Annotated in this window: 14 protein-coding genes; 7 read left to right on the top strand and 7 right to left on the bottom strand. The window is 61.4% G+C overall.

Translation table 11 applies throughout. From position 1 onward, the window contains the following. Window positions 1–216 precede the first annotated feature (216 nt). Window positions 217–993, top strand: a complete 777-nt coding sequence (locus PLD_RS00405) for a ferredoxin--NADP reductase (protein ID WP_159888844.1) — start codon at window positions 217–219, stop codon at window positions 991–993. 48 nt (window positions 994–1041) lie between these two features. On the opposite strand, the gene mscL is transcribed toward PLD_RS00405, so the two are convergent. Further along, the gene (mscL, locus tag PLD_RS00400) at window positions 1042–1452 is read right to left on the bottom strand and encodes a large-conductance mechanosensitive channel protein MscL (RefSeq protein ID WP_159888843.1); all 411 of its coding nucleotides are present in this window, start codon (window positions 1450–1452) and stop codon (window positions 1042–1044) included. A 285-nt stretch (window positions 1453–1737) separates the two neighbouring features. Between mscL and katB the strand changes: the two genes are divergently transcribed. From katB to radA, 3 genes are all read left to right on the top strand, one after another. Next, on the top strand, window positions 1738–3279 hold the full coding sequence (katB, locus tag PLD_RS00395) for a catalase KatB (protein ID WP_159888842.1): 1542 nt from the start codon (window positions 1738–1740) through the stop codon (window positions 3277–3279). A 140-nt stretch (window positions 3280–3419) separates the two neighbouring features. After that, the gene (locus tag PLD_RS00390; protein WP_159888841.1) at window positions 3420–3959 is read left to right on the top strand and encodes an ankyrin repeat domain-containing protein; all 540 of its coding nucleotides are present in this window, start codon (window positions 3420–3422) and stop codon (window positions 3957–3959) included. Between the two features lie 46 nt (window positions 3960–4005). Continuing rightward, a complete protein-coding gene (gene radA / locus PLD_RS00385; protein WP_159888840.1) occupies window positions 4006–5373 on the top strand; it encodes a DNA repair protein RadA in 1368 nt (455 codons plus the stop codon). A gap of 17 nt (window positions 5374–5390) precedes the next feature. On the opposite strand, the gene PLD_RS00380 is transcribed toward radA, so the two are convergent. Then, window positions 5391–5759 (bottom strand): PilZ domain-containing protein, encoded by a 369-nt coding sequence (locus PLD_RS00380; protein ID WP_159888839.1) that lies wholly within the window; start codon window positions 5757–5759, stop codon window positions 5391–5393. Between the two features lie 287 nt (window positions 5760–6046). On the opposite strand from PLD_RS00380, the gene PLD_RS00375 reads away from it, so the two are divergent. The 3 genes from PLD_RS00375 (at window position 6047) to yjiA (ending at window position 9412) form a co-directional block, all read left to right on the top strand. Further along, entirely contained in the window at window positions 6047–8113 is a 2067-nt protein-coding gene (locus tag PLD_RS00375; RefSeq protein ID WP_159888837.1) for a carbon starvation CstA family protein, read from the top strand. Between the two features lie 15 nt (window positions 8114–8128). Further along, on the top strand, window positions 8129–8326 hold the full coding sequence (locus tag PLD_RS00370) for a YbdD/YjiX family protein (RefSeq protein WP_007937254.1): 198 nt from the start codon (window positions 8129–8131) through the stop codon (window positions 8324–8326). 114 nt (window positions 8327–8440) lie between these two features. Then, window positions 8441–9412, top strand: coding sequence for a GTPase (gene yjiA, locus PLD_RS00365; protein WP_159888836.1), 972 nt, complete (start codon window positions 8441–8443; stop codon window positions 9410–9412). A gap of 23 nt (window positions 9413–9435) precedes the next feature. On the opposite strand, the gene PLD_RS00360 is transcribed toward yjiA, so the two are convergent. The 5 genes from PLD_RS00360 to PLD_RS00340 all read right to left on the bottom strand — a co-directional run bounded on the left by PLD_RS00360 (window position 9436) and on the right by PLD_RS00340 (window position 17926). Continuing rightward, window positions 9436–10146 (bottom strand): GntR family transcriptional regulator, encoded by a 711-nt coding sequence (locus PLD_RS00360; protein WP_159888835.1) that lies wholly within the window; start codon window positions 10144–10146, stop codon window positions 9436–9438. Between the two features lie 37 nt (window positions 10147–10183). Further along, on the bottom strand, window positions 10184–10897 hold the full coding sequence (locus PLD_RS00355; protein WP_159888834.1) for a FadR/GntR family transcriptional regulator: 714 nt from the start codon (window positions 10895–10897) through the stop codon (window positions 10184–10186). Between the two features lie 79 nt (window positions 10898–10976). Continuing rightward, complete coding sequence (locus PLD_RS00350) at window positions 10977–12290, bottom strand: C4-dicarboxylate transporter DctA (RefSeq protein ID WP_159888833.1); 1314 nt, start codon at window positions 12288–12290, stop codon at window positions 10977–10979. Window positions 12291–12637: 347 nt separating this feature from the next. Continuing rightward, the gene (gene glyA, locus PLD_RS00345) at window positions 12638–13891 is read right to left on the bottom strand and encodes a serine hydroxymethyltransferase (RefSeq protein WP_159888831.1); all 1254 of its coding nucleotides are present in this window, start codon (window positions 13889–13891) and stop codon (window positions 12638–12640) included. 186 nt (window positions 13892–14077) lie between these two features. After that, complete coding sequence (locus PLD_RS00340; protein ID WP_159888830.1) at window positions 14078–17926, bottom strand: EAL domain-containing protein; 3849 nt, start codon at window positions 17924–17926, stop codon at window positions 14078–14080. Between the last annotated feature and the right edge of the window lie 18 nt (window positions 17927–17944).

Here is a 17944-nt window from a genome sequence, read left to right as displayed (position 1 = left end):
CTAGGTAATCGGTGAATGTCCTGGCGGTGTGCAACAACAAGCCGGCAGGAACCCTGGAACAGCCGCGCAATGGGCCGCAGGCAGGGCGGTACACAGTGGGGCTGAATGGTACGTTTTTTTGCCCGCGATTACCCGCGATCTATGCCACTACAAACCACCGGTGTTTCTGCGCGGCGCTTTGCGTGACACTAAGGCATCGCCTTTATGGAGTCCGTCATGACTGCCAGTGAAGAAAAGTACAGCCGCCAGACCCTGCTCGACGTCCAGCCCCTGACGCCGAGCCTGTTCACCTTGCGCACCACCCGTGATGCCGGTTTTCGCTTTCGGGCCGGGCAGTTTGCTCGTCTCGGCGTGGTCAAGGCCGATGGCAGCACGGTGTGGCGCGCCTATTCCATGGTGTCGTCGCCGTTCGATGAGTTTCTCGAGTTCTTCTCCATTGTCGTGCCCGGTGGCGAGTTCACCAGCGAGCTCAGCCGCCTGCAGGTGGGCGACAGCCTGCTGGTGGATCGACAGGCGTTCGGTTATCTGACGCTGGACCGTTTCGTCGACGGGCGCGATCTTTGGCTGTTATCCACAGGCACCGGGATTGCGCCGTTCCTGTCGATTCTTCAGGACTTTGAAGTGTGGGAGAAATTCGACCGCATCATGCTGGTTTACAGCGTGCGCGAGGCCAAAGAGCTGGCCTATCAGCAGTTGCTGGCCGAGTTGCCGCAACGTGAGTACCTGGCGGAGGTTGCACACAAGTTGCAGTTCATCAGCACTGTGACCCGGGAACAGCACCCGGGCAGCCTCCATGGGCGCATCACCCAACTGATCGAGAACGGCGAGTTAGAGCGTGCCGCCGGCGTGGAACTGAGCCCCGAGCATTCGCGGGTGATGCTCTGCGGCAATCCGCAGATGATCGATGATACCCGCGCGCTGCTCAAGCAGCGAGGCATGAACCTGAGCCTGAGCCGGCGGCCGGGGCAGGTGGCGGTGGAGACTTACTGGTAAGCAAAACGGCGCCTCAAGGGCGCCGTCTTTGTATGGTTGAAGCTGTTTTCAGGGCTTGTTCTGCGCCTTGAGCAGGTCGCGTATCTCCCCCAGCAGCTCTTCTTCCTTGCTCGGTACCGGCGGCAGGCTCGGGGCCACGGCCTCTTCGCGCTTCAGGCGGTTGATGACCTTCACGCCCATGAAGATGGCGAAGGCGATGATGATGAAATCAATGATGCTTTGCAGGAACTTGCCGTAGGCCAAGACCACCGCCGGCGCATCCCCCACCGCTTCTTTCAGCGTGAAGGCCAGGTCGCCGAAGTTCACCCCACCGATCAGCAGGCCAATCGGTGGCATGACCACGTCGCCGACAAAGGACGAGACGATCTTGCCGAACGCGGCACCGATGATAATACCCACGGCCATGTCGACCACATTACCTTTGACCGCGAAGGCCTTGAACTCACTTAGCACGCCCATAGGTTATTCCTTGTTACAGATGAGGTTGGTTGTAGCAGTGTAATTCAGCAAAAAGCATTTTGCCGACACAACTTTTTACAGCTCGCGGGGTTATCGACCGATAAACAGGCCAATAGTTTATTAAAGTGCCATCAAATCGCGCGCGATATACCTCGCCGTCGCCGATATAACCAGAATATTTTGTCAATCAGATGGGTACGGCCTTTCTATTTATCTTTCAAATATTTAGCCACTAGCCTCTAGCGGCGCATTGAGCTGCGCCTTATATAACTAGAGGAATTGAACATGACTGCTTCTCTTGGCTTTGGGAGTCTTTCCCCGCGAGGCGTACTGGGAGTGCTTGCTGCCAGTATGCTTGCTCTTTCCGTGCAGGCTGCCACGCTGACCCGCGATAATGGTGCGGCCGTGGGTGATAACCAGAACTCACAAACGGCAGGTGCTACCGGACCGGTGTTGCTGCAAGACGTGCAACTGATCCAGAAGCTCCAGCGTTTTGATCGCGAGCGTATTCCAGAGCGCGTGGTACATGCCCGCGGCACTGGTGCCCACGGTACGTTCACCGTCACCGACAGCCTCAGCGACTTGACCCGTGCCAAGGTGTTTGCCGCCGGTGAAGTGACCCCGGTGTTCGTGCGTTTCTCGGCGGTGGTGCATGGCAACCATTCCCCGGAAACCCTGCGTGACCCCCGCGGCTTTGCCACCAAGTTCTACACCGCGGACGGTAACTGGGACCTGGTGGGCAACAACTTCCCGACCTTCTTTATTCGCGATGCCATCAAGTTCCCGGACATGGTGCACGCATTCAAACCGGACCCGCGTACCAACCTCGACGACGATGCGCGGCGTTTCGACTTCTTCTCCCATGTTCCCGAAGCCACCCGTACGTTGACCGAGTTGTATTCCAACGCCGGTACCCCGGCCAGTTACCGGCAAATGGACGGTAACAGTGTGCACGCCTACAAGTTGATCAATGCCAAGGGCGAAGTGCACTACGTGAAGTTTCACTGGAAGAGCCTGCAAGGTCTGAAGAATCTCGACCCGAAACAAGTGGTCGAGGTTCAGGGGCGTGATTACAGCCATATGACCAACGACTTGGTAACCCACATTAATAGAGGGGACTTTCCCAAGTGGGACTTGTATGTCCAGGTACTGAAACCCGAAGACTTGGCCAAGTTTGATTTCGACCCGCTGGACGCCACCAAGATCTGGCCGAATGTACCTGAGCGCAAAGTCGGGCAGATGGTGTTGGACCGCAACCCGGCCAACGTCTTCCAGGAAACCGAGCAGGTGGCCATGGCCCCGGCCAACCTGGTGCCGGGGATCGAGCCGTCGGAAGACCGTCTGCTGCAAGGTCGGGTGTTCTCCTACGCCGATACCCAGATGTACCGCATTGGCGCCAATGCCCTGCAACTGCCGATCAACGCGCCGAAGAACCCGGTGAACAACGGCAATCAGGACGGCGCCATGAACCTGGGCCACACCAGCACTGGGGTCAACTATCAGCCGAGCCGCTTGATGCCTCGTGAAGAGCCGCAGGCCGCGCGCTACAGCCAGATGGCACTTTCGGGCAGCACCCAGCAGGCGAAGATCCAGCGTGAGCAGAACTTCAAGCAGGCCGGGGATCTGTACCGCTCCTTCAGCAAGAAGGAACGTCAGGACCTGATCGACAGCTTTGGCGGCTCCCTGGCCACCACCGATGACGAGAGCAAGCACATCATGCTGTCGTTTCTCTACAAGGCCGACCCTGAGTACGGCACCGGCGTGACCAAGGTCGCCAAGGGTGATCTGGCACGGGTCAAGGCCTTGGCCGCCAAGCTAAGCGACTGATCGTTCACCGCGTCACGCCTGAATACGTGACGCGCCTTGCTGGGGGGCCGCTCAGCGAACACGGGGCCGTCGCTGTTTCAGGCGGCCTCCTTCGCCGCCACGCCGGCTCCTATGCTTCTCAGAAAAAATGGAGGTGCGCCATGCGCCTGTTCATCGCCTTGCTGACGTTGACTTGCTCCCTGGCTATCCACGCCCAGTCGCCGGACCCGGTGGCGGTCAAGGTCCAGTTGGAACACTACTATTTCGATGCCGCCCGCCGGGGCGATGTGGAAATGCTCGACACCTTTATCGAGGCCGGTTACTCCCTCGATACCCAGGATGAAAAGGGCTACACGGCACTGATCCTCGCCGCTTATCACGGCCAGGGGCCGGCAGTGGAGCGCCTGCTGGCCGCCGGCGCCAATGCCTGTGCCCAGGACAAACGCGGCAACACGGCGTTGATGGGGGCAATCTTCAAGGGCGAGGTGCAGATCGCTCGGCGTTTGCTGGCGACCGATTGCAGTCCCGATCAGCGCAATGGCGCCGGGCAGACGGCGGCCATGTACGCCGGGTTGTTCAAGCGGGTCGAACTGTTGGACGCCTTGGCCGCCAAGGGCGCGGACCTGAATGCCGAGGACCCGCTGGGCAATAGCGCCACGCGGCTGGCCAGCGGGCAGATACGCACCTCGCCGTCGCGCTGATCGGTTCCAGCTGAGCTATCATCGCGGTTTTTGCCGGGGGGTTCAGATGGCCAAGGCCAAGCGCATGTACGGCTGCACCGAGTGCGGCTCCACCTTTCCCAAATGGGCCGGGCAGTGCGGCGAGTGTGGGGCCTGGAACACCCTGACCGAGACCATGATCGAAAGTGGTGGTGCCGCAGCGCCTGCCGGGCGCACTGGCTGGGCTGGGCAACAGGCACAGATCAAGACCCTGGCAGAAGTCAGCGTCGAGGAAATTCCACGTTTCTCCACCGCTTCCGGCGAACTCGACCGAGTGCTGGGCGGCGGCCTGGTGGATGGCTCGGTGGTGCTGATCGGCGGCGATCCGGGGATCGGCAAGTCGACCATCCTGCTGCAGACCCTGTGCAACATCGCCACGCGCATGCCGGCGCTCTACGTCACTGGCGAGGAATCCCAGCAGCAGGTGGCGATGCGCGCCCGACGCTTGGGCCTGCCCCAGGATCAACTGCGGGTGATGACCGAAACCTGTATCGAAACCATCATTGCCACGGCCCGGGTGGAAAAACCCAAGGTCATGGTGATCGACTCGATCCAGACCATTTTCACCGAACAGCTGCAATCGGCCCCGGGCGGCGTGTCCCAGGTGCGCGAGAGCGCGGCGTTGCTGGTGCGCTACGCCAAGCAGAGCGGCACGGCGATTTTCCTGGTGGGCCACGTGACCAAGGAAGGCGCCCTGGCCGGGCCGCGGGTGCTGGAGCACATGGTCGATACCGTGCTGTATTTCGAGGGCGAGTCCGACGGTCGCCTGCGGTTGCTGCGGGCAGTGAAGAACCGTTTTGGCGCGGTCAACGAGTTGGGTGTATTCGGCATGACCGACCGTGGTCTGAAGGAGGTGTCCAACCCTTCGGCGATTTTCCTCACTCGGGCCCAGGAAGAAGTGCCAGGCAGCGTGGTGATGGCGACCTGGGAAGGCACCCGGCCGATGCTGGTGGAAGTTCAGGCGTTGGTGGATGACAGCCATTTGGCCAACCCGCGCCGGGTCACCCTGGGCCTGGATCAGAACCGCCTGGCCATGTTGCTGGCAGTGCTGCACCGCCACGGCGGGATTCCGACCCATGATCAAGACGTGTTCCTCAACGTGGTGGGCGGGGTCAAGGTGCTGGAGACCGCATCCGACCTGGCGCTGATGGCGGCGGTGATGTCGAGTTTGCGCAACCGGCCGTTGCCCCATGATCTGCTGGTGTTTGGCGAGGTGGGCTTGTCGGGCGAAGTGCGTCCGGTGCCCAGCGGCCAGGAGCGCTTGAAAGAGGCCGCCAAGCACGGCTTCAAACGGGCCATCGTGCCTAAGGGCAACGCTCCCAAGGAGTCGCCGCCGGGGCTGACGATCATTGCCGTGACCCGTCTGGAGCAGGCGCTGGACGCGCTGTTTGAGTAGCAGGGAATCAGCGCTGATCAAATATTGATCAGTGCTCCCAATTCGCGCTCCAGTTCCTCGGGGTCGCCCAGGTTCAGCTCGATCAGCCTTCTGAGGTGTTCGATGGATTCCAGGCCGATGTGCAGGCAGACGAAACCCAACTGGCCCCGCTGGTCGTGGGCCAGTTGCACATCCATGCAGACATCGGCATCGGGGCTGAGGTGGACATAGGCTTCAAAGGGCCGGTTGGGGTCGCCCAGCCAGGGATCGGGGCGTTCGATCAGCAAGCCCTTGAGCGACAGGTCCAGTAACTGCACCGGCCAGCGGTGCGTACCTTGACTCAGTTCGGTCCTGGCATCAAAGGCGATGCGTTTGAAGCGTCGACGGTCGGCGTGTTGCTCGCTCATGGGCTGGCCCTCTACGTGGAGTCCTGACTATAGACCCCGGTTTATGACTGTCGCTACACAGCGAGTCGTTCCTTGAGCGCCAGTCATCGCCGCCGTGGGTGAGCCTGGCGCGGCAATGCATGGATTGCCGTGCGCCGAGGCCGATTGTCGGTGCCTGAAAAGCGCAGAAAAAACACCGCACATTCGTCAGAAGAAGGCTCTAGACCAACGTGGGGGCTGGCCTTTGAGAGCAGTAGCGCTACACTCGCAAACGCTGTCTTTCTGTCCACCCTGGCTGGAATATAAACATGAAAAATAATAATAGCCTGCTGCGCCATGTTCCCTGGCTGCTGCTGGCGATCGTAGGAGCGTGCGCCCTTGGCGTTGTTGCATTGCGTCGCGGCGAGGCGATCAACGCCTTGTGGATCGTGGTCGCCGCGGTGGCCATCTATCTGGTGGCGTACCGGTATTACAGTCTGTTTATCGCCAACACCGTGATGCAGTTGGACCCGCGTCGGGCAACGCCAGCGGTGGTCAATAATGACGGTCTGGACTATGTGCCGACCAACAAACACATTCTCTTCGGTCACCATTTTGCGGCCATTGCCGGCGCAGGCCCGCTGGTGGGTCCGGTCCTGGCGGCGCAGATGGGCTATCTGCCTGGCACCTTGTGGCTGATTGCCGGGGTGGTGCTGGCCGGTGCGGTGCAGGACTTCATGGTGCTGTTCCTCTCCACCCGGCGCGACGGTCGTTCCCTGGGCGACATGGTCCGCGAAGAAATGGGCCGTATTCCCGGGACCATCGCCCTGTTCGGCTGCTTCCTGATCATGATCATCATCCTCGCGGTGCTGGCGCTGATCGTGGTCAAGGCCCTGGCCGAGAGCCCGTGGGGCATCTTCACGGTGATGGCGACCATCCCGATCGCGGTGTTCATGGGCGTGTACATGCGCTACATCCGCCCGGGGCGCATCGGTGAGATCTCGCTGATCGGCGTGGTGCTGCTGCTCGGCTCCATTTGGCTGGGTGGCCAAGTGGCGGCCGATCCGCTCTGGAGCAAGGTGTTCTCGTTCACCGGTATCCAGATCACCTGGATGCTGATCGGCTACGGTTTCGTTGCGGCGGTGCTGCCGGTGTGGCTGATCCTGGCGCCCCGTGACTACCTGTCGACCTTCCTCAAGATCGGTACCATCGTCGCCCTGGCGATCGGCATCCTGATCACCATGCCTGAGTTGAAGATGCCGGCCCTGACCCAATTCACCGATGGCACAGGCCCGGTGTGGAAGGGCGGTCTGTTCCCGTTCCTGTTCATCACCATTGCCTGTGGCGCGGTGTCCGGCTTCCATGCGCTGATTTCCTCGGGAACCACGCCCAAGCTGCTGGATAACGAAACCAACGCCCGCTACATCGGTTACGGCGGCATGCTCATGGAGTCCTTCGTGGCGATCATGGCCATGGTGGCGGCTTCGGTGATCGAACCGGGTGTGTACTTCGCCATGAACAGCCCGGCGGCCATTGTTGGCGGTGACGTGGTCAGTGTGGCGCAGACCGTCAGCAGTTGGGGCTTTGTCATCAGTCCTGAACAACTGCAGGCGGTGGCCAAGGACATTGGTGAAAACACCATCCTGGCGCGTGCCGGTGGCGCACCGACCCTGGCGGTGGGGATCGCGCAGATCCTTCATCACGTACTGCCGGGTGAAAACACCATGGCATTCTGGTACCACTTCGCGATCCTGTTCGAGGCGCTATTCATCCTCACCGCGGTGGACGCTGGCACCCGTGCCGGGCGCTTCATGCTTCAGGACCTGTTGGGCTCGTTCGTTCCGGCGCTCAAGCGCACAGAGTCCTGGGCCGCCAACCTGATTGCCACTGCCGGCTGCGTGGCGTTCTGGGGCTACTTGCTGTACCAGGGGGTGATCGATCCACTGGGCGGCATCAACACCTTGTGGCCGCTGTTCGGTATCTCTAACCAGATGCTGGCCGGTATCGCCCTGATGCTCGGCACCGTGGTGCTGATCAAGATGAAGCGCCAGCGTTACATCTGGGTCACCCTGCTACCGGCCGTCTGGCTGCTGATCTGCACCACCACCGCGGGCCTCATCAAGCTGTTCGACGCCAACCCGGCGATTGGCTTCCTGGCGCTGGCGAAGAAATACAGCGATGCCCTGGCCGATGGTCAGATCGTCGCGCCGGCCAAGGACATCACCCAGATGCAGCACGTGATCTTCAACGCCTACACCAACGCGACCCTGACCGCCCTGTTCCTGCTGGTAGTGTTCAGCATCCTGTTCTACGCACTCAAGGTCGGCATCGCCGCCTGGGGCAGGAAAGAGCGTACGGATAAAGAAGCGCCCTATCAGGCGGTGCCGGATGCGTAATCGAGGATTGCAACCATGTTCAATGACCTGAGTCGCCTCGGTAAATACCTCGGCCAGGCCGCGCGCCTGATGGTCGGCATGCCCGACTACGACAACTACGTCGAGCATATGCAAACCAAGCACCCGGACAAGCCGGTGATGTCGTACGAGGCGTTCTTCCGGGAACGCCAGGAGGCCCGCTACGGCGGCAAGGGCGGTCCGAAGTGCTGTTGAAACATAGCGTTTGAGCCACACCCATGCAGGAGCCGGCTGATCGACGATAGCGATCTCTTTGACGCCATCGCCGGCCAGTCGGCTCCTGCGTTTTTATGCGTGGGAGATCCTGTTTTGCAAAATCCTATTCCCGTCACCGTGCTCAGCGGCTTTCTCGGCGCCGGCAAGACCACTTTGCTGCGGCACCTGCTCAAGGTCGAGCACGGCTTGAAGATCGCCGTGATCGAGAACGAGTTCAGCGAGGCTGGTATCGACACCCAGTTGCTGGGAGAGCAGCCGGTCCAGGTCATGACCCTGTCCAACGGCTGCGTCTGCTGCACCATCCACACCGACCTGACCAAGGCCCTGTATCTGTTGCTGGAGCGTCTGGACAGCGGCGAGATCGCCTTCGACCGGCTGGTGATCGAGTGCACCGGACTGGCCGACCCGGCGCCGGTAGCGCAAACCTTCTTCATCGATGAAGAGCTACGTGAGCGCTACATTCTCGACGGCATCATCACCCTGGTGGACGCCAAGCATGCCGAGTTCCACCTGACCCAGACCATTGCCCAGGCACAGATCGGCTTTGCCGACCGGTTGCTGGTGAGCAAGCGCGACCTGGTGGATGAGGCAACCTTCGACGCCCTGAGCCAGCGCCTGACGCGGATCAACCGCCGGGCGCCGATCCGGGTGGTGGAGCATGGCCGGATCGACCTGGCGGAACTGCTGGATGTGCGCGGCTTCAATTTGAATGCTGATCTGGGTGGCGGCATCAGCCTGCGCCCGGTGAGCCAGGCTCCTGCGATGGACCGGATCTCCAGCCTGGTGCTGCGCACCGAGCAGGCCCTGGACCTGGATCGCCTGAGCGAATTCATGAATCAACTGCTGGAAGATCACGGCAAGCAACTGCTGCGTTACAAGGGTGTGCTGAATGTGATCGACGAGCCGCGGCGCATGGTGTTCCAGGGCGTGCTCAAGCTGTATGGCTTCGATTGGGACACTGAATGGGCCGAGGGCGAAGCACGGGAGAGTGTGATGGTGTTCATTGCCGATGATCTGCCGGAAGAGAAGATCCGGCAGGGCTTCGAGAAGCTGCTGGGCAGCTGAGGTGTTCGCCGGCAAGCCGGTATCTACAACTCGGCGTCGGCGGCTGTGCCAAGCAGGCGTCGCTCCAGGTGGTACAGGTGTTGGTTCATCAGGGCTTCGGCGGTTGCCACATCCGCTTCTTGTAGCGCGTCAAGGATCCTTGAGTGTTCCTGCCAGGCGCAGTAGTTGCGGGCCTGGCCTTCAAACTGGGCGATGGCCAGGGAGGTCAGCGGCACCAGGCTGCCGAGAAACTGCGCCAGTGGGGCGTTGCCGGCCACTTCAGCCAGTTGCAGGTGGAACTCCCCGGACAGGCGGATGGCCGGGCCGCGTTGGTCACGCTCAATGGCTTCACGTTCCCGGGCGATCAACTGTCGCAGGGACTGCAACTGGCGCCGGGGTTGCTGGCAGGCCAGGCGCACCAGGGTCATTTCCGTCAGGCGCCGGGCGTGCAGGATCTGCCGGGTCTGTTCCCGGTCAGGAGCCGCGACCTGGGGGCGGTAGTTGGGTCGCAGGATCACCACTTGCTGGTGGGACAAACGCGCCAGGACCTGGCGGATGATGCTGCGGCTGACGCCGAAGGCCTGCCCGAGGCTGTCTTCGGTGAAGCGGCTGCCGGGGGCGATACGCTGTTCGAGAATGGCGTCGAAGATCTGCGGATAGACATCATCGACCAGCAGTTTTTTTTCGCCGCACTGACGCCGGGGCAGGCTGGCCACCAGGGTGAAGGGGTTGTTTTTCAGGGCGTAGCTGACCATGGCCTGTCTCCAGTCCAGTTGCTGAATCGGGGGTTGATTACGAGGCGTTTGGGCCCAGGTGATCGTCCGGAATATTCAGTTCGATGCCCATGCGCTGGCCTTCCTGGAGGATGTGCCGACGCATCTCGGCGCTGGCCAGGGCGCTGTTCTTGTTGCGGATGGCCCGTACCACCGCTTCATTTTCTTCCAGGCGTTCAGCCAGGTGCTCGGGCGAATTGCGCAGGATCTGCGCGCTTTGCTTGAGGGCATTGCTGGTTTGTTGCACCACGTTCTGGAAGATCGGGTTGCTGGTCAGGGTGAACAGTTCCTCGTGGAAGGCGATGTAGGCGTTGACCCCGGCTTCGCTGTCGCCGGCTTCCAGGGCTTCGCGCATGTCCATCAGGGTCAGGCGCAACTGGCCAACTTCCTTGCTGCTGATGGATTGCGCCACCAGCCCGACGATGAACGGCTCCAGGGTGTAGCGCAGTTGCAGCACGTCCTCCAGGCTGGCGCCGGCCACGCTGCGCTCGGCACCTTGGGCCTCGTCCAGTGGCGCGTCCAATACCACCACGCCCTTGCCGGGCATGGAGCGCACCAGGCCCAGGGTTTCCAGGACAATCACCGCCTCGCGCAGGCTGGGGCGGCTGATGCCCAGTTGCTCGGCCAATTCACGTTGCCCGGGCAGCATGTCGCCGGAGCGCCACTGGCCACGGGCCAGGGCGGCCCGGAGCTTTTCTACCACTGAATTCACAACCGTTGACGAGCTGATCACTGTTGACTCCATGAGCTATCGGTAGCGCGCTGTTGCCGCGCTGATTGTTGTGCCTGCCGGCGGCAGGCACAAGGTTGGATCAAAATTCCTGCTGGTGGGCAGCGGCCGCCGGCTTGCGCGCCTGGAAGGAATAGCCCTGTTGACCGCTCAGGACCTTGTTGGCCCGTTGTATGTCGATGTCCTTTTCCCAGCGGGCGATGGCCACGGTGGCCACGCAGTTGCCGATCAGGTTGGTCAGGGCCCGGCCGATGCCCATGAACCAGTCCACCGCCAGCACCAGCACCAGCCCCACTACCGGGATCGCCGGGATCGCGGTCAGGGTCGCGGCCAGGATCACCAGGGCTGAACCGGGAATCCCATGGGCGCCCTTGGAAGTGATCAGCGACACCAGGAGGATGGTTAACAGGTCCGACATGGACAACGGCGTGCCGGTGGCGTTGGCGATGAAGACGATGGCTAGGGTCAGGTAGATGGAGAAGCCGTCCAGGTTGAACGAGTAGCCAGTGGGAATCACCAGGCCCACGGTGGAGCTGCCAATGCCCAAGTGTTCCAGCTTACGCATGATCTGTGGCAAGACGGCGTCGGAGGAGGCGGTGCCGAGCACGATCAGCAATTCTTCGCGCAGGTACTTGAGGAAGGGCAGCATGCGCAGGCCCGACAGGCGCATGACCAGGCCGAGGATCACCGCGACGAAGGCCAGGCAGGTCAGGTAGAACAGGCCCACTAGGCTGCCCAGGTGCTGCAGTGAATCCAGGCCGTATTTGCTGGTGGTGAAGGCGATGGCGCCGAACACGCCGATGGGCGCCAGGCGCACGATCATGCCCATGATGCGGAAGATCACGTGACTCAGTTCATTGATCAGCCGCGAGATGCCCGAGGCCGCTTCGCCCACCAGGTTCAGGGCGCTGCCGAACAACACCGAGAACAACAGCACTTGAAGGATGTTGTTTTCGGCGAAGGCGCCGATTACCGAGCCTGGGATCAGGTCCATGAGGAACTGGGTGGTGCTGTGCAGGTGCTGGCCGCGTTGAGCGATATCGCCCATGTCGGCGCTAGACAGTTGCTCCAGGTGAATGTTGGCGCCGCTGCCGATGCCGGTGCTGAAGGCCAGGACCAGGCCGATCACCAGGGCGATGCTGGTGAGTATTTCGAAGTAGATCACTGATTTGAGGCCGATGCGTCCGACCTTCTTCAGGTCGCCGGCGCCGGAGATGCCGCTGACCACTACGCAGAACACGATCAGGCCGATGAGCATCTTGATCAGTTTGATGAAGCCATCGCCCAGCGGTTTGAGTTGTGAGGAGTATTCGGGGAGGGTGAGTCCGCACACGATGCCGAGCATCAGTCCGAGCACAACCTGGAGGAAAATCGAACGCGAGCACCATCTGAGCATGGGGAGGAATCCTGGTCGGTGTCCTGTCTGCCGTGCGCGTTGGGGCGCAGCGGATGGAGGACTTAATTATTGTGGTCTTACCGGTATGTCCAGTGCAGGCGCAGTCTACGCCCGGTTTTTGTGGGTTTACAAGAGGAGAAACGAAAATTGGCTTTACCGGTCTGACCAGTGGTTTCCGTTGGCCACAAAAGCCGCTGCCGTAGGCTGTGCTCGGCCGGAACGGCCGCCGGGGTATCGCATGTTCGCAAGACCTGGGGCCTCTTTTCACCGCCTGGCGCAGCGGCTATCCAGGCACAAAAAAACCCGACGCTGGGTCGGGTTTTTTCGTGCTGCGGTCTGCCGGCTGATTAAGCGCCGTACACCGGCAGTTTCTTGCAGATGGCCTTGACCTTCTCACGCACGGTGTCGATCACCGCTTCGTTGTTCAGGTCCGCCAGGATGTCGCAGATCCAGCCGGCCAGTTCCTTGCACTCGGCTTCCTTGAAGCCGCGAGTGGTCACGGCCGGAGTACCGAAGCGCAGGCCGGAGGTGACGAACGGGGAGCGTGGGTCGTTTGGCACGGAGTTCTTGTTCACGGTGATGAACGCTTTGCCCAGAGCGGCGTCGGCGTCTTTACCGGAGATGTCTTGCTTGATCAGCGACAGCAGGAACAGGTGGTTCTTGGTGCCGCCGGAAACCACGTCGAAACCGCGCGCGATGAACACTTCGGCCATGGCCTGGGCGTTCTTCACCACTTGTTCCTGGTAGGCCTTGAACTCAGGCTGCAGGGCTTCCTTGAAGCAGATGGCCTTGGCCGCGATCACGTGCTCAAGCGGGCCGCCTTGGGCGCCCGGGAATACCGCGGAGTTCAGCTTCTTCTCGATGTCGGCGTTGGCGCGCGCCAGGATCAGGCCGCCACGTGGACCGCGCAGGGTCTTGTGGGTGGTGGTGGTCACCACGTCAGCGAATGGCACTGGGTTCGGGTAGACGCCAGCGGCGACCAGACCGGCCACGTGGGCCATGTCGACGAACAGGTAGGCACCGACTTTGTCCGCGATTTCGCGAAAGCGCGGGAAGTCGAGGATCTGCGAGTAGGCGGAGAAACCGGCCACGATCATTTTTGGCTTGTGCTCGAGGGCCAGGCGCTCGACTTCGTCGTAGTCGATCAGGCCGTTGGCGTCGATGCCGTATTGAACAGCGTTGTACAGCTTGCCGGAGGAGGAAACGGCAGCGCCGTGGGTCAGGTGACCACCGTGGGCCAGGCTCATGCCCAGGATGGTGTCGCCGCCTTGCAGCAGGGCCAGGTAGACCGCAGCGTTGGCTTGGGAACCGGCGTGTGGCTGGACGTTGGCGTAGTCGGCGCCGAACAGTTCCTTGGCGCGATCGATGGCCAGCTGTTCAACCACGTCGACGTATTCGCAGCCGCCGTAGTAACGCTTGCCCGGGTAGCCTTCGGCGTACTTGTTGGTCAATACCGAGCCTTGAGCTTCCATCACCGCTGGGCTGGTGTAGTTTTCCGAAGCGATCAGCTCAATGTGCTCTTCCTGGCGCTGAGCTTCTTGCTCCATGGCGGCAAAGAGATCGGCGTCGTACTTGGCAATAGTCAAATCACGGCTGAACATGGCGGTCCTCAAGGATCGGGGGCAGAAAAGGGAGGCATTCTAACCCAATGGGTTTTAGATGGCATATGAAAGGACATCATGTCGCACAGAAGCAGTGTTCAAGTGACGAAATGCAAGTCATAAGCTCCAAGCTCCGAGCCGCAAGCTGGCAGCGGATCGCTTTTCTCTTGCAGCTTGCCACTGCTGTTAGTCGAACATGAACAGCGCGTCGTTGCTGAACTGCGCTTCGAAGCGGTTGGCCGGCATCGGTCGGCCGAACAGGTAGCCCTGGACCTCGTCGCAGCCGTGCTCACGCAGGAAATCCAACTGCTCGTGGGTTTCCACGCCCTCGGCGATCACTGCCAGGTTCAGGCTGTGGGCCATGGCGATGATGGCGCGGGCGATTTGCGCGTCCTGCTCGCCCGATGGCAGGCCGTCGACGAAGGTGCGGTCGATCTTCAGCACGTCGATGGGGAACTGCTTGAGGTAGTTCAATGAGGAATAACCAGTGCCGAAGTCGTCCACTGCAATGCTCAGACCCAGGTTCTTCAGGCCGTCGAGGATCTGCATCGCCTCGCTGACTTCGCGCATCAGGATACTTTCGGTGAGTTCCAGCTCCAGGCACGCCGGCGGCAGGCCGGTGTCCTTGAGGATGGTGGCGATGCGCATGCCCAACTGGCCGTCGGAGAACTGCCGCGCGGAAATGTTCACCGAAACCTTGGGCACCCGTACTTTGGCCTGGTGCCAGGTCTTGAGCTGGCGGCAAGCTTCACTGATCACCCAGTCGCCGACGTCCACCACCAGCCCCAGCTCTTCCAGCACCGGAATGAAATCTCCCGGTGGCACCAGGCCGCGCCGCGGATGCCGCCAGCGCAGCAGCGCCTCGGCACCGGTCAGGCGTTTACCGTCGCCGCTGAACTGCGGTTGGTAATAAAGCACGAACTCTTCCTGCTCCAGGGCGTGGCGCAAGTCACTTTCCAGCTCCAGGCGCTCCAGAGCGCTGGCGTTCATGTCGGCCTGGTAGAACTGGAAGTTGTTTTTGCCGCGCTCCTTGGCGTGGTACATCGCGGTGTCGGCGTTCTTCATCAACTGGCTCAGTTCGTTGCCGTCCTGAGGGCTCAGGGCGATACCGATGCTGGCGGTGACGAAGAACTCCCGGCCTTCCAGGACGAAGGGCTTGACCAGGCTGGCGAGGATCTGTTCGGCCACGCTAATGGCTCGGTTAAGGGCCATTTCCCGGCTGGCGCGCGGTTGCAGGAGCAGGGTGAATTCGTCGCCGCCCATGCGTGCCACGGTGTCGTCATCGTCGACGCAAGCCAGCAGACGGGTCGCCATCTCCTTGAGCATGCGGTCGCCGGCGGCGTGGCCCAGGGAGTCGTTGATCGGCTTGAAGCGGTCCAGGTCGAGGAACATCAGCACCACCCAGGACTTTTGTCGTTCCGCCGATTGCAGCGCAGTGTGCAGGCGGTCCTGGAACAGTGTGCGGTTGGGCAGGTGGGTCAGGGCGTCATAGTAGGCCAGGCGGTGAATCCGCTGCTCGCTGGCCTTGCGTTCGCTGATGTCGCTGAAGAAGCACACGTAGCTGGCCAGGTCGCCTTCATCGTCGAGCACGGCGGTGATGCCGACCCAGGCCGGGTAGTGCTCGCCATTGCGACGCTTGAGCCAGACTTCACCTTCCCAACTGCTGTGCTGATGCAGCTGTTTGAGCACGTAGCGCAGATGGGCTTCCTGCTGCTCGTCGACAGTGAGCATGTTGGGTAGTTGGTCGAGTACCTGGGACACCGCGTAGCCGCTGACTCGGCTGAAGGCTTCGTTGGCCTGGACGATGTAGCCGGCCGGGTCGGTGATCAGGATCGCCGAGGTCGAGTGCTCGAATACCGTGGCCGCCATGCGCAGGTCTTTTTCCGCCCGGCGTTGCTGGCTGATGTCGCGACCGACACCGAGCACCCCCTCGAAGGTCCCGTGTTCGTCCCACACCAGCACCAGGCGCAATTCGATGGGGATCTTGCGACCATCGCCGCGCAGACAGTCGAACAGGAACAGTTGGGTCTGCACCTGGCTGCGCAATTGCGCCAGTTGTTCGGGTTTGTCCAGGGCCTTGCTGACCCGGTCCATCAACGCGTAGATGCCGCTCAACTGTTGCGGGTTGGCAATGGTCGACTGCCAGCCGTTCTGGAAAATCCACTCCACTTCATAACCCAGCACTGCATGGACCGAGGGGCTGACGTAGTTCAGCGAGAGCTTGCTGTCGGTGGAGAAAATCACGTCGCTGATGCTTTCAGCGAGCATGCGGTAGCGCTGCTCGCTGTCGCGCAGCGATTCGCTGGCTTCGATCTGATCGGTGATGTCCTTGGCCACGCCGACGATCCGCGTCACCTGGTCGTAGCGATCGCGGGCCAGGGCCTGCTCGCGGATCTCGAAGCGTCGCCATTGGCCGCTGCGATGGCGAAAACGCAACTGGCACTGCAGCAATTGCGCATAAGCGGTGTGGCGCTGTTCCTGGCGTTGGCGGTGATAGAGGTCGGCGTCTTCCGGGTGCAGGAGGATTTCCCAGAAGTACTCGCCCATCTGGTGCAGCTCGGTCTTGTTGTAGCCGAGGGTCTGTCCCAGGTGGTGGTTGCTGAAGATCATCCGCTGGCTCATCACATCCTGTACATACAGATGATCGGGCACGGTGCGCACCACGTCCGACCAGAACCCCTCGCGCTCCAGCAGCGACAGTTCGATCAGCTTGCGGCTGGTGATGTCGCTGATGCTGAGGATTACCGCGCTGTAATCCTCGGGCTGTTCCGGCAGGCGCAGCACCAGCCATAGATGCTGGTCATTGCCTTGGGCGTCGCTGAGCTTGATCTCCAGTTCCAGCTGTTTTTGCTGGTTGACCACGGCTTCCAGCAACTGGCTGCCGATGGCATTGCCGTTTTGGGGACCGCCTTCGATCAGCAGTTGCCAAGCTTGCTCGCTGGAGTCGACATTGAGCAGTCGCAGGGCAACTTGGTTGACCTCGGTGATGCGCAATTCCTGGAGCAATTGGCGACGGTGCTGCGGATCTCGGCTCTGCCAGCGGTTGAGCTGCTCGCTGTTGTGCAAGTGGTGTTTGTTGAGCAATCCCGAAAGCCCGGAGATATCCAAGACACACAGGGCCACGCCCGTGCCTTCGAAAATATCCTGATAACGGCGACGGCCTTCGTGCAACTGGCGCTGGCGCCGCCGCATGTTCAGCAGAACGATCACCGGCAGCAGGGAGAACGCCAGACCCAGCAGGCACTTGCCGATAAAGGCCGGTAGCAGCTCTTCGATCACGGCGCGCTGATCGAGCAGGCCACGCAGTTGCCAGTCGCTGTTGCTCAGCGGGACTAGCAGGACGCTGCTGGTTATTTCGTCGGGCGTCAGCATGCCCGGGGTCGGGTTGCTGCGTTCATCGCGCTTGATCACCTGGTGACTCAGGCGGTTCTCGATGGCCCAGGTGGGTTTGAAGCCTTCCTCGCTTTGCTTGACCAGTCTCTGGAGGAAGTTTGGGGTCATGCGCAGAACCCAGAAACCACGAGTCGAACCGCTGGCTTGATGCAGCAGTACATGGATCACTGAGCCGTCGTTGGTGTTGCTGTAGTAATACGCTTGCCCGCGACTGCGTTGCACCAGTTCAGCCAGCCACGGTCCATCCTGGCTGTCGGAGGCGCTGTCGTTGAGGATCCGGCCCTGGGCGTCCAGCAGGGCAAAACTGCGCACATCCGGCAGGGAGCGTTGGAGTGTGTGCAGCAGTTGCTGTTGTTGCGGGCTGTCTTGCGGGGCCTCGACGATCGGTAGCAGGTTGAGGGCGATCTGCGCATTGAGCGCCAGGTTCAGGCTCAAGTGGTCGGCAAGGTCGGCACTGTAGTCGATGGCGTGCTGATGCTGGTCCTTGCGGGTCTGTTGCAGTTGATCGAGCAACTGCCAAAACAACAGGGCCAGGAGGAGGAGCACCAGCGTCGCCAGTACGCCTTTGAGTGTGCCACGCAAAGGATAGGCCGACGCGGAGGCTTTAGCGCGCGCGTGCTGTGGCGAAATGACATTGGACAAGCTGTGATCCTGGGGTTT

This window comes from Pseudomonas sp. LD120 (genome assembly GCF_009861525.1).
Taxonomy (GTDB): domain Bacteria; phylum Pseudomonadota; class Gammaproteobacteria; order Pseudomonadales; family Pseudomonadaceae; genus Aquipseudomonas.
The sequence above is the reverse complement of the archived record's forward strand: the minus strand, read 5'-3'. Positions and strand labels throughout refer to the sequence as shown.